Annotated in this window: 10 protein-coding genes and 1 pseudogene; 3 read left to right on the top strand and 8 right to left on the bottom strand. The window is 41.5% G+C overall.

Going from position 1 to position 13,112, the window contains the following annotated elements; genetic code table 11:
* Positions 1 to 39: 39 nt before the first annotated feature.
* Complete coding sequence (locus BLW54_RS03075; RefSeq protein ID WP_081866967.1) at positions 40 to 843, bottom strand: TerC family protein; 804 nt, start codon at positions 841 to 843, stop codon at positions 40 to 42.
* 295 nt (positions 844 to 1,138) lie between these two features.
* Positions 1,139 to 2,338 (bottom strand): annotated as a pseudogene (gene pepT, locus BLW54_RS03080) (peptidase T).
* A gap of 138 nt (positions 2,339 to 2,476) precedes the next feature.
* Between pepT and BLW54_RS03085 the strand changes: the two are divergent.
* Complete coding sequence (locus tag BLW54_RS03085; RefSeq protein WP_074733216.1) at positions 2,477 to 3,553, top strand: AI-2E family transporter; 1,077 nt, start codon at positions 2,477 to 2,479, stop codon at positions 3,551 to 3,553.
* A 140-nt stretch (positions 3,554 to 3,693) separates the two neighbouring features.
* On the opposite strand, the gene BLW54_RS03090 is transcribed toward BLW54_RS03085, so the two are convergent.
* From BLW54_RS03090 to BLW54_RS03105, 4 genes are all read right to left on the bottom strand, one after another.
* The gene (locus tag BLW54_RS03090) at positions 3,694 to 4,728 is read right to left on the bottom strand and encodes a DctP family TRAP transporter solute-binding subunit (protein WP_035507707.1); all 1,035 of its coding nucleotides are present in this window, start codon (positions 4,726 to 4,728) and stop codon (positions 3,694 to 3,696) included.
* A gap of 72 nt (positions 4,729 to 4,800) precedes the next feature.
* Positions 4,801 to 6,066 (bottom strand): TRAP transporter large permease, encoded by a 1,266-nt coding sequence (locus BLW54_RS03095; RefSeq protein WP_074733217.1) that lies wholly within the window; start codon positions 6,064 to 6,066, stop codon positions 4,801 to 4,803.
* 31 nt (positions 6,067 to 6,097) lie between these two features.
* Positions 6,098 to 6,652 carry a TRAP transporter small permease gene (locus tag BLW54_RS03100; RefSeq protein ID WP_035506820.1) on the bottom strand — a complete coding sequence of 185 codons (555 nt, stop codon included), beginning with the start codon at positions 6,650 to 6,652 and terminating at the stop codon, positions 6,098 to 6,100.
* Positions 6,653 to 6,875: 223 nt separating this feature from the next.
* On the bottom strand, positions 6,876 to 7,724 hold the full coding sequence (locus BLW54_RS03105) for a GNAT family N-acetyltransferase (protein WP_074733218.1): 849 nt from the start codon (positions 7,722 to 7,724) through the stop codon (positions 6,876 to 6,878).
* A 124-nt stretch (positions 7,725 to 7,848) separates the two neighbouring features.
* Here BLW54_RS03105 and BLW54_RS03110 point away from each other — a divergent pair, with 124 nt between their 5' ends.
* Positions 7,849 to 8,028 carry an SE1832 family protein gene (locus BLW54_RS03110; protein ID WP_035506825.1) on the top strand — a complete coding sequence of 60 codons (180 nt, stop codon included), beginning with the start codon at positions 7,849 to 7,851 and terminating at the stop codon, positions 8,026 to 8,028.
* Between the two features lie 293 nt (positions 8,029 to 8,321).
* On the opposite strand, the gene BLW54_RS03115 is transcribed toward BLW54_RS03110, so the two are convergent.
* Positions 8,322 to 10,184: a cation:proton antiporter gene (locus BLW54_RS03115; RefSeq protein WP_035506828.1), complete on the bottom strand. Its 1,863-nt coding sequence runs from the start codon at positions 10,182 to 10,184 to the stop codon at positions 8,322 to 8,324.
* 406 nt (positions 10,185 to 10,590) lie between these two features.
* On the opposite strand from BLW54_RS03115, the gene brnQ reads away from it, so the two are divergent.
* A complete protein-coding gene (gene brnQ, locus BLW54_RS03120) occupies positions 10,591 to 11,910 on the top strand; it encodes a branched-chain amino acid transport system II carrier protein (RefSeq protein ID WP_074733219.1) in 1,320 nt (439 codons plus the stop codon).
* Positions 11,911 to 12,133: 223 nt separating this feature from the next.
* On the opposite strand, the gene BLW54_RS03125 is transcribed toward brnQ, so the two are convergent.
* Positions 12,134 to 13,069, bottom strand: a complete 936-nt coding sequence (locus BLW54_RS03125; RefSeq protein ID WP_074733220.1) for an NADP-dependent oxidoreductase — start codon at positions 13,067 to 13,069, stop codon at positions 12,134 to 12,136.
* Positions 13,070 to 13,112 lie beyond the last annotated feature (43 nt).

The following is a 13,112-nucleotide window of genomic DNA, read 5'->3' on the forward strand; positions in this document are numbered from 1 at the left end:
ACCATGAAAAAAGCTGTGGTAGGAAACCACAGCTTTCGTTTATACCTCTTCTTCTACTTCTTTTTTGCTGGAGAGGAACCATCCAAGCACCGCGATTAAGACGAGTACAGAATAGAAAATAATCTTCCACAAGGCTGAATGTGCAAAATGTTCATCAATCACTTGAATGTTCGGGTGGGCTAAAGTCGAAACCACAAGCTTAATTCCAACCCAGCCGACAATAACAAAAGCTGCAACTTCTAAACCAGGGCGAGATTGAAGTAGCTTCACAAAGACACCTGCTGCAAACCTCATAATGATAATACCGATCATCCCGCCGGCAAGAATCACAGCAAATTGTGCTCCATCAAGACTACCGACCGTCGGCAAATCTGTTTCTGGTAAGGCTACAGCAAGCGCAACGGCTGCCAAAATAGAATCTACTGCGAAGGCAAGATCAGCAAGTTCCACTTTAATAACAGTTGCCCAAAACCCTTTGCCTCGCTGATCTCCCACATCTGCTTCCACTTCTTCTTCAATATCATCACCCTTGGTGCGCCACCGATCAATCAGGTGTTTGGCTGATATAAATAATAAGTACGCGGCCCCTAATGCCTGTACTTGCCATACATCCACAAGGAAGGCAATGATGAACAACGATCCAAACCTAAGTATAAATGCACCAGCAAGGCCATAAAATAATGCCTTTTTCCTTTTCTCTTCAGGCAAGTGCTTAACCATAATAGCCAGTACCAACGCGTTATCGGCCGCAAGAATCCCTTCCAAACCTACAAGTACGATCAAGACCCAGCCATATTCAATCAATAATTGTGCATCCAATTTAGTTCTCTCCTTTTCTTCTATAAAAAATGGTCCCCACCACTATGGTAAGGACCAAAAAAAGAGACCTTTACCACAGTGGGTAAAGGTCTCGCTAACAACTTCCGTTGCCAATAAAGCCGGGGAATGTTTCCCGAAATGACGACTTTATTGTCCCAGCTACTCCCCTTTAGGAATGCTACTTCTACTCTCAATCATAGCACGCAACCTTATTTTGTCAACGTATTTCCTGCCCACTTTATAGAATAATATTAGTATGAGAACAGGAAAGATTCCTTATTCAACTTTGAGCAAACGTTTGATGAATTCGCATACACTTCTACCTATCTGCTTTTTCTTCAAATAATCGCACGATCTCAACAATCACTTGTGCCGCCTTTACCATACTTTCTAAGGAGATGTATTCATATTTCCCATGGAAATTCTCTCCCCCTGCGAAGATATTCGGTGTCGGCAATCCCATATAGGAAAGCTGGGATCCATCTGTTCCTCCTCGAATAGGTTTGACAAGTGGACTCACATCCATCTTCACCATCGCTTCATGAGCAATGTCTACGATATGTTTGACCGGTTCGATTTTATCTCCCATGTTGTAATATTGATCTTCAATGGTTATGTCTACACATTTCTCCCCGTATTTTTCACAAAGTTGTGAGGTTAAGCTCGCTAACTTCTCTTTCTTCTGTTGAAACTTCCCTTTATCATGATCACGAATTAAATAAACGAGTTCCGCTGATTCTACATCCCCATGGAAGGAATGCAGGTGATAAAAACCTTCGTAATCCCCGTGTGTTCAGGAGCCTCATTCTGCGGCAATGATGTTTGGAACTCTATCGCCAATTTTGACGCATGGATCATTTTATTTTTTGCTGTCCCAGGATGGACGCTATGACCATGGAAAATTAACTTGGCTGTAGCCGCGTTAAAACTTTCAAACTGAAGTTCCCCCAGTGGACCTCCATCTACTGTATAGGCATAGGAGGCAGCAAATCGATCAACATCAAACTTATGCGGTCCTCTGCCGATTTCCTCATCTGGTATAAAGGCGATTCGGATGTCTCCATGTTTAATCTGAGGATTCTGAATCAAGTGATTCATTGCAGTCATGATTTCCGCAATTCCAGCTTTATTATCTGCCCCCAAAAGAGTCGTACCATCAGTTGTAATCAAGGTTTGTCCTTTATATGTAGACAGCTCCGGTTAACGAAATGACCCCTCCTCCATAACTTTCTACCACTTGAGGGTTGACCCCGCTCCCTGTAAAATCTGTTGCTGTATCCATATGGGCAAGAAATCCGATGGTAGGCACATCTTTATCGGTATTTGCCGGTAAGGTTGCCATTACGTAGGCATGCTCATCAATCGTGACATTCACCATTCCGATTTGTTTTAATTCCTCGACTAGTTTATTCGCAAGTTTCCACTGTCTCTTGGTGGAAGGAGTTGAATCACTGCTCGCGTCCGGTTGTGTATCGATTTTCACATAAGAGGTAAAGCGTTCAAGTAATTCTTTCCTCAAATCCATTCCTCCTCTAGATTCATGCTTCTTTTTTCAGTTTATTCTTACTATGATTAAAAGTAAATGTATTGCTTCCACGGCAATCTTTGGTATTCTTAAAATAGTTCCATTAAACTTACTACAAAGGTGTGTCTTCCATTGATACATAAACGTTGGTTTCAAGTTATTGTGGCAGCCATTTTACTTTCATTACTTGTTTTATTATTAAATAAGATTCAATTTTTCTTTGCTCCTATTTTAACTTATATTGGAGCGATTGCTGTTCCATTGATCGGGGGCGGGATACTTTTTTATATATCACGGCCCATTCTTCATGTTCTTGAAAAATATCGGGTGCCACGGGTCCTAGGAATTCTAATGATATTTCTTTTGTTCATTTTTGTTGGTTTCCTTATCACACGTTTCATTGCACCCATTGCCCAGGAGCAATTCACTAAACTCGTGGACAATATTCCGGCGATGGCTGAAATGCTCAGTGAAACCGTCACCTATTGGCAGCAAAACCAGGATATCATCCCAAGTGAATTCAACAATACCATCGATAATGTGGCACAAAATCTCCAAACCTATTTACAAGATGCACCAAAAATAATCATTAACGTTGTCAGTCAGCTGATCGGGTTTGTCTTTGCCCTTGTGCTCATCCCCTTTTTCCTTTTCTTTATGTTAAAAGATGGAGATAAGCTCATCCCGTTCATCAAAAAGTTTTTAAATGAACGGTCAGCACAAAGCTTCGAGAAACTTGCACGTTCTGTGGATTATACGCTCAACGCATTCATTTTAGGACAGATGACGGTCAGTATCGTTGTCGGCCTTCTTCTTTTAATCGGCTATATGATTATTGACCTTCACTACGCTCTAACTTTAGCCTTGTTTGCTATGGTTATGAATGTCATCCCATTTGTAGGTCCATTTTTAGCCGTTATTCCGGCTTTGCTCGTCGGATTTTTCCAGGATCCGATGCTTGCTGTCTGGGTAGCTATCATCACGATTATCGCCCAACAACTAGAAGGAAACTTCGTATCCCCGAACGTCATGGGGAAAGCACTTAGCATACACCCTTTAACCATCATCACCTTAATTCTTGCTGCGGGAAGCCTTGCCGGTTTTCTCGGACTATTGTTCGCGATTCCAACCTATGCTGTTCTAAAAGCAATAGTCAGTCACTTCTATCACGAATGGAGCGAAAGGAAAGAAGCCCCTACTCCAAAATAATATAGAGGACGAGATCCGCTGTTTAAGTGGGGTTCCTTTATTTCACTCTCTTTTTGGGAAAGAGCTATACAGCCCACTCCGTATCAACCTATAAAAAGGTCCAGAGCTCAAAGCTCTGGACCTTTTTTATATATAAACGATTATTCTCCTGCTGCTTCTATTTCTTCAAGAAGCTTATCAAGGATTTCCCCATTTACTGTGGAAACTTCTTCACGGTAGAAGTCCCGCACAGGAGCCGCTTTTTCTTTAAAAGCTTCACGTTGCTCTTCCGTCAATTCAATAATTTCTGTCGGGTTCTCTGAATCGTTCTTAATGACTTCAAGGTACTCTTCATTTTGCTTTTTCTGCTCTTCAAATACCCAATCTTGCATTTCTTCTATGGTTTCATCCACCATTGATTTCATCTCATCATCAAGCCCATTATACCAATCCGTGTTTACCGTTGTCATCGCAACGTAGTTATTATGATTGGAAAGGGTCATAAAGTCTTGAACTTCATGGAAAGATGCATCCCCAATAAAGAAAATCGGGTTCTCTTGACCTTCCACTGTTCCTTGATCCAATCCTGTATATAGCTCTCCCCAGCTCATGGATTGCGGATCTGCTCCATACGCCTCGTAAGACTCAAGTATGAGAGGAGATGTTTGTGTACGCATCTTTAACCCTTCAAAATCTGAAGGTTCAGCGATCTTTTTGCTGGATGTCCATTGCATGGCACCCTCGGTCCAAAAGGATAGCGGAGAAATGTTGTGTTCCTCATACAACTCACGTAAATCTTTGTTCAATGCCTCACTATCGTTCAAAATTTGTTGAGTGGTTTCTACATTTTCAGGGAAAAGAAACTGAAGGGCAAATAACTGTCCTTCTTTAACCATTCCCCCTGTAAAGCCAGGAGACATAACCGCCATTTCTACTGTTCCACTTTGAAGCTGTTCCACTTGGTCTGTTTCATTACCAAGTCCTCCAAACTCATAGACATCTATAGTAACAGCTCCGTCAGACTTTTCCTTCATACGCTTTGCAAATTCTTCTGCATATTCATACTGGACTTGGCCATCAATTTCTTCCGTTACGAATTTCCAATGATACGTTTCTCCATCACCACTAGCGTTTCCATTGCTATTATCATTTCCGCCACAAGCAGCTAACACCATACTCAAAACCACTAACGCCATCAATGTTAAAAGACTCTTTTTCTTAAAGATAAAATGACCTCCCCAATATTTTTATACTAGCTTCCACTCTTCCTATAAGAGAATAAGCGAAAGTTCTTCAAAGAATATCAATAAAGCTGAGATAACAAACATCATGATGATGTACGGGGGTGTACCTTTAATGACCTCTAAATAAGGCCTGTTGAATACCGCACTTGCCGTAAATATGTCCACTCCAAATGGAGGAGTAGCTGACCCTAAAGCCGCCTGGAATGTAATGACAACCCCAAGATGAATGGGGTCCACACCTGCACTCATTGCTGCTGGATAGAAGATTGGTGTTAGAATAAGGATGACGACAATCGGGTCGACAAACATACACCCAATAAAGAAGAAAATAGTCACCATTAATAATACATACACAGCACTTGGATCAGTGCCCAGTACAGTCTCAGTGATCATCTGTGGGATTCTTGCAAATGAAATCACCCAGGTAAATGCTTGTCCGCCGGCGACTAATACAAATACAGCAGACGTAACAAGACCTGTCGATTTAGCGATTTTAGGCATTTCTTTAATATGTACAGAACGGTAAATCAGCACTTCTAAAATAAACGCATAGAGAACAGATACCCCCGCAGCCTCTGTGGGACTGAAGAGCCCAGTATATATTCCCCCGATAATTAAAACAGGAAAACCAAGCGGCAATAGAGCCTTCTTTGTCATCTGCAGGCGTTCACTCCAAGTTGCTTTACTTGCAAGAGGAATACCCGCTACTTTTGCATAGATGACACTGTAAATAGCAAAACAAAGGAAGACAAGGACACCAGGGATGATGCCGGCAATAAACAGTTTGCCGACAGAAGTACCGGAAACAAGGCCGTATATGATCATTCCAATACTCGGAGGGACAAGTAAAGCCACATCACTAGAGTTAATGATCAATGCTATTGCAGAAGGGTCTTTATAACCTACTTTCAATAAACGTTCTCGCATAGGCTTACCAATAGCAACTACTGTCGCTTGTGTCGATCCTGATATTGCCCCGAATAAGGTACACGCAGCTGCAGTTGTAACGGCGTAACCTCCACGAATATGGCCAATAAACGATCCAATGAAATCTAACAAGCGATTGGATGTTTTTCCTGTTGTCATAATATCAGCGGCAAATATAAATAATGGGACAGCTAAAAGTACATAGGACTCAATTCCTGTAGAAAACTGTTGCATGAGAATCATGGGATCCAATGTAGGGAAATAAATGAACATAATGATCAATGGAGCTACCATAAGCGGAATCATCATTGGAAAGTTCAAAAAGAGTAGGACCACCATGATTATAAGCATTGTCGCTATCATATCGTTACCCTTTCTTCCGTTCAGATTTTTATTACAAATGTGTGCCTTCTAATTCTTTTGTTTCCTGGTCGTTGTAGTCCTTCGCATCGGTACCAAGGTATACTTCGTCCCGATTTCGAATATTGATCCACGCGTTTCTTAGAAACTGGATTCCACCAAGGAAGAAACCAATAGGGATAAAGATGTATAAGTAGTAAGCAGGCATTTCAAGAGCAGCAGTCACCCGCCCTGATTCCTGTACATCCATAACATAAAGGGCCGAGTAATAACCAAGAACAAATAAAACAATAGCCGAAACAAATGGGATGAATATGGCTAGTACCTTTCTCACTTTAAAAGGGGCCAGATCATAAAAGGCAGACATACTAATATGGCGGCCTTTCCTAGCAGCGTAACTAATCCCCATAAATGTTGCTACGACTACGGCAATCTGACTGACTTCATCCGCAAACGGCAGAGAATAACCGAAAGACTCACGTATGATCGCTTTTCCTACCACCATTAAAGCAATGATAATGACCGCATAACTTAAAATGAATTCTTCTACTTTCAAGATGATTTTGTCTACTACTTTTAATAGATTCAAACTATGTAATCCTCCTATATCATTGACTGTAGTAGTTTTTTAGCTCAGTTACTAAACATCATACCGAAACATTCAAGATTCACTCAAATCATTTTACACAGAATTTTTCGTCTATTTTAATTAAATTTTACGATATAGGAGAAAATGTATTGGGTGCAGGCCTATATCTTTCATATCCCTCACCATATGTACAGTATACTTCAAATTCACCATTACATTTTCCTTATTTTGTAAAACGGTAAACAACAGATTCCCCTATTTTTTCGTATCCGATCTTTTCATAGACGGAGTTGGCAGCGGGGTTGGATAGGTCGGTATAAAGCGAACAAAAGGAGTATCCCTTACTCAATAGTTTTTCTGTAAGATGCCACACCGCCTGTGTTGCATATCCTCTTTTTTTGTATCGATCAGGGGTGAAAACAGCATTAATGGTAACACCATTTTTCGTCGTTCTGGCTCTGCTTGCCATCGAAACAGGAACATCATCAATGACCCATAGATGAAGTCGTCTATCACCAATCAAATCTTCTGCCAACTCCTCGGCCCGATCAGACAAATGCGCTTCTCCCGTCTCCATTGCATAATCCCTCAACCAGCCTTCAATGAGCAGACGATAAGAGAGGTCAGCTTCTATTAACTGGCCTTGTTGATGCTTTTGAATGGGAGTTAAACGGGTCAAGCGGAAAATCCCTTGTTCCATTTGCTTTTCTGACTGCTGCCCAGTGAGCATCCCCCATTCTTTCAGAAAAGATTTCACTGCTTTACGCTCCCCAAGAACTCCGGGAACTTGATGGTTTTCTTCAAATAAAAAGCGGGCAAAAGCCTGTACTTGTGTCGGTTGAACGTCATCTAGAAAAGGGATAATCCATAGGTGTGGAGGGGTTCTTATCGACATGAAAGTTGTCTTACCATTGTCTTGGAAGCTGATCATGTGACAAAACTCTTTCCCTTTAGGTTCCTTAAGACGTTGAAGAATTCCTAAAGGCAGGTTGTTCTCTGCTTCCCTGTTTAATAGTAAGGGTTCCACTTGCTCATGAAACTTGATTGGATCGCTTTCATAAATTATAGTCATAATTGCATCCCCCCTTCTTTTTTGTTTCAAACGAATCTTTGTTAAAATTCTGAATAAGTTGAAATTTCCTTCTATTATACGCTTTACGAACTAGAACGACAATACAAAGAAAGGATGGTTTTGCATGACAAAAAAAGAAATCCAAGATCAAATCGCTTTTTTGAAATCTGATTATATCCGTATCCAAGGAGATTTAGATAAATTGGAGGCCGCGGGTGGAAATATCCAAAATGCCGAAAAACAACTGGCTCAGATGGAAGAGGAATTAAAAGAATTAAATAAACAATTAGCTGAAACAGAATAGGAAGCAAAGCTCAAGCGGACTTGCTTTCCCTTATAAGTATAAGTCAACCGTCGATGGAATAGGCTGAGTTCGGATGCTCCCATTATATTGACTGGATCACCATTATCAGGCTGTCGAGAAAGTCTCGACAGCCTTTCTTATCCTCAATAACCATTTTGCAATAGTTATTCCTCTCTCTATTAACTCTTGAGAACTAATCCATCAAATTAGATGTTTAACGACATCCACTCCTCTCCCAAATAGAAAAAAGAGGCAACCCAAAAGGTTACCTCCTCTCCACTTGCATGTTTCATTTAGATGTTCGCATTATTTTCCTTATCTTTACGCTGCCCTTCGAGTTTTTCCTGGATTTTCTCAAACTCTTTATTTGGCGGCATCAACGACACGATCACATCACCATTCTCCGCTTTATACTCGGACTCCGGCGTGAAGAATTCTACTTTTCCAGAATGACGTTTGGCAAATAGCATCATGGCATGACGATCCATGTTGTTCATATAATCTTTAAACGTGTATTGCTCTGTAATCGTCGTTTTTCGGAAGATGTAACCATTTTCTACTCGAGCATTTAATTCCTCCCAGGAAGCTCCTTCTTCAAATAGAATTCTCCCTCCTATGGTATGGACCAAATCCTCCAGGTCATCCCCTTCTCCTTTTCTATTACTCAAACTTAATTGAAAAGAGTTATTCCGACCAAACTCAGGGACAAATGTCGTACAAACGAGCGCATTATAGGAATCCAATTCTGTACCAGCAATCAAATATTCATAGGGAGTCATATCCAAATAATATTCGGTTTGCTCAGACAGAATTTCACCATGGTAGGACTCGATTCCTCGTGAGCGCGCCCTTGAGAGTCGCTCCCAAGATGAATCTGTTAGTAACACAGGGATTTTCAATTCTTCCAATGTTTTGGCAAGCCCTGTTGTGAAGGCGCTCCCTCCAGCAATGAGCACTCCCGGAGGGCCTTCCATCGATAATCCCAGTTTTTTTGCGAGCCAGCCTATGGAAAATCCATGTGCTACAACGGTGGTAAATACTAAAGCAAAGGTCAGTGAGATTAAAATGGAGGCATCTTCAAATCCCTCGCCTAAAAGGACGCTTGCAAAATAACTGGCAACCGTCAAGGCAACAATTCCTCGCGGGGCAATCCAACCAACTAAGAGCTTTTCTGATTTTGATAAATCTGTCCCTACTGTTGACAGAAAGATGGATAATGGACGTACGACAAACAGCATGAGAGCAACAAATCCGATAATTTGGATGTTGAAGATTTCAAAAAGCGTCTCCACTGTCAAAGAAGCTGTCAGCATGACGAAAATGGTAGAAATTAATAAAAGGGAGATATTTTCCTTAAAGTGGCGCATATCAGCAATGGAAGAGATATGCATGTTTGCCAGTGTCATCCCCATCGCTGTTACCGATAACAGCCCCGTTTCATGCATGATTTCATCGGCAACTGTAAAACAAGCAATTACGACTGCAAACACAGCTGGTGACTTCAGGAATTCAGGAATATACCCGGTCTCAAACATCCAGCCGACTCCTTTACCACAAACCCAGCCAAGAAACACGGCAAAGGCTGACGCTAGAAAGAACATTAATAAAGCAGAAGGATCATTATTCGTAAGGAAAACAATAATCTCAAAAGCAAATACAGCAAGCAATGCTCCTATTGGATCAACAATGATCCCTTCCCACTTTAATATTTTCGCGGGACGCGGTTTCAATTTTGCCTGACGTAATAAGGGTAAGATTACGGTAGGACCTGTGACAATAAACAAGCCTCCTATAGTAAACGCAACGGCCCAAGATAAACCGGCAACGTAATGAGCAGCTAGAGAACCAAGAATCCAGCTGATAAACGCACCGAAAGTTACGATACGCATTACAGGACGGCCCAATCCTTTTACTTCTTTGAAGTCCAGGTTCAGACTACCTTCAAAGAGGATAACGGCAACGGCAAGGGAAATGATCGGTTTATAAAGATCACCAAAATCCTGTTCCGGGTTCATGAACCCAAAGACAGGCCCGGCTAATAAACCTGCGATTGACATAACGACAATAGCTGGCAATCTGAATCTCCAGGCAATCCATTGCGAACCTACGCCAAGAAAGCCAACTAACATAAGTTGTAATAGTAACGAATCAATCATTTATCGTTCTCCTTCTCATAAAGGTGTATGTACGCGTTCCATTTGATATAGACACATTCTATAACCCTCTTCCCCTTCTGTAAACTAACTTGTCTACTTCAGGTCTGTCTTCCCTTTCTCTATCCCCGGAAAAAGCGTACGGAACGTATGAGGTTATTGAGGTCATTCATCCACACCAATCCATTAAAAATAAACATTATTTGTAATGGTAATCATAACCTTTTAAATTTTCTAAAAAAATAATTGACAGAGAGGTAGGACACTGATAGTATTACTGCGGTGCGTTCATATCATTCGCCATTCCATCGTGAATTTTCGATAAGAAACCATTATTATTGTCGCTCATCTCTAGGATAAGAGCGTTTTTTTTACGCAAAATATACACATCAATGAGGAGGAGCCAGTTATGAAAGCAAGAGACACCATGTTCATTGGTTTTACACTGTTCGCTTTGTTTTTTGGCGCTGGAAATTTGATCTACCCTGTTACTCTTGGTATTGAATCAGGGACATCTTATCTTCCAGCTATTATCGGATTTGTCCTAACTGGTGTAGGATTGCCAATTATTACTGTAGCTGCTATATCACTTGTACGTAATGGTGCCGTTCAATTAGCTGGACGGGTCCATCCTATGTTCGGATTATTATTCACAGCCATGGTTTATTTAGTCATTGGCCCTTTTTTCGCTATTCCGAGAGCGGCAAACGTTGCATTCGAAACAGGGATTGCTCCATTTACTCATACAAAGTCATTGGCTCTACTCCTATTTACGGTATTATTCTTTATCATTGTCTACTGGCTTAGCCGCAATCCATCTAAACTGGTAGACCGTGTCGGGCAGATTTTGACCCCAACCCTATTCCTGGCTATCCTTGGGCTCGTACTTGGAAGTTTCTTTATGCTTGAGGGAACGATTCAGCCGGCCGAGGAAAAATATCAAGCCCAGCCTTTCTTTACAGGTTTTGTTGAAGGTTATTTAACGATGGATGCCATTGCTTCGCTTGCTTTTGGAATCATAGTTGTATCTTCCTTTCGTGAGCGAGGAGTTACCGATCCAAAAGCACTCACTATACGGACTTTGAAAGCTGGAATCGTCACGGCTATTGGTTTGACGAGTGTATATGTAACGATAGGTTGGATTGGAGCAAAAATGGCGACAGAAGGTTCCTATGATAACGGCAGCGCGATCTTAGCAGGAGCCGCCCGCCTTATGTTTGGAGATTTAGGTACGATATTACTTGGCATCATTGTAGGACTTGCCTGCTTAACGACATGTATCGGTTTGACCGTCGCCTGTGGACAGTTCTTCTCTAAACATATCCCAGGATTGAGTTACAATCATGTCATTATGGTCGTAACTTTAATCAGTTTTGGTATTTCTAATATTGGCCTAAACCAGATCATCGCCTATTCAGTCCCTGTGCTTGTTTTCGTCTATCCGATTACCATTGTTCTGGTTGCCCTGACATTCATGAGCCGCTTATTTAACCATTCGCCTTATGTATATAGAGGAGCTGTTTTCTTCACGGCGCTTATTGGTCTATACGACGGATTAGTAGCTTTCGGAGCAGATATGTCTTCCGTTGAGCCGCTGGTTAGCCAACTTCCATTGTTTGAGTTGAACTTGAGTTGGATTTTCCCCGCCATTTTCGGTGGATTTATAGGTCTGCTTATTCAGCAATTCAAAGGACAACCAAGGCACAAGGAAAGATTCCAAAACAGTTGACACTTGAAAAATCCCTCTCTAATCGTAGAGAGGGATTTTTCATTGAGTCTGGAGCGTTACACTAACCTAACGCCACGGCATCTTGCAATAGAAGTTGCCAGCATGTGAATAAGCTGCACTCTGACCATACTGTTTGTTTCCCACCATTATTTTAAGAAAAATAACCACACCAGGTCATCCAATATCTGGATGACCTGGTGTGGTTATAAATGGAAATGAGCAATCATTTAATTTTAATAATGATTTTTCCTTTGGCATGGTGACTTTCACTAAGCGCATGAGCTTCTTTCAAGCCTTCTTCTGTAAGATCAAAGCGATGCCCTACGACCGATACTAAATCTCCTTCTTGCATCATAGTCGCGAGTTTGGATAACTTTCCTCCACTTGGCTCAAGCCATATAAAATCTGCTTTAACTCCATACTTTTCAGTAAGGGACTCTTCAGGTGGCTGCACAATGGAAGGCAGGCGCCCCCCTTCCTTCAGCACTTTAAAGCTCTTCTCCTGTATTTCTCCTCCTAATGTATCCAAGACAATATCATAATCACTTAACACTTCAGTAAAGTCTTCTTCTTTATAATTGATAAAGCGATCAACACCCAGATTTTCCACCCATTCTTTATTCTTCCCACTGGCTGTTGTGGCCACATAGGCGCCTTTTTGCTTAGCGATTTGAATAGCATAATGACCTACACCCCCCGAGCCTGCATGGACAAGTACGCGGTCTCCTTCCTGAATCTCAGCGAAGTCTACTAAACACTGCCAGGCAGTAAGGCCGGCCAATGGGACAGCCGCGGCCTCTTCAAAGGATACATTTTCAGGAAGATAGGCTAATAGGTGTTCATCTACCGTGGTATACTCTGCATAGGTTCCGAACCGTGTGGTTTCCGGTCTTGCGAAGACACGATCACCTACTTTGAATTTTTCTACAGCAGTCCCCACCTCTTTAATTACTCCGGCAGCATCCCACCCCAATATAATAGGGAAATCAAAATCGAGCATTTCTTTCAAATATCCTTCACGAAGCTTCCAGTCGATCGGGTTGATTGAGGTCGCATGTAGTTCAACAACCACTTGGTTTTCGTCTGGGACTGGCTGGTCTAACTCTTTTTCTTTTAATTGATGTTTATCTCCATATTGTTCAATAACTACAGCTTTCATCTATATCGCTCCTTTTGTAAGGTATCGCTCCTATAGTTTTCCC

Source organism: Halobacillus karajensis, assembly GCF_900108515.1.
Taxonomy (GTDB): domain Bacteria; phylum Bacillota; class Bacilli; order Bacillales; family Halobacillaceae; genus Halobacillus; species Halobacillus karajensis.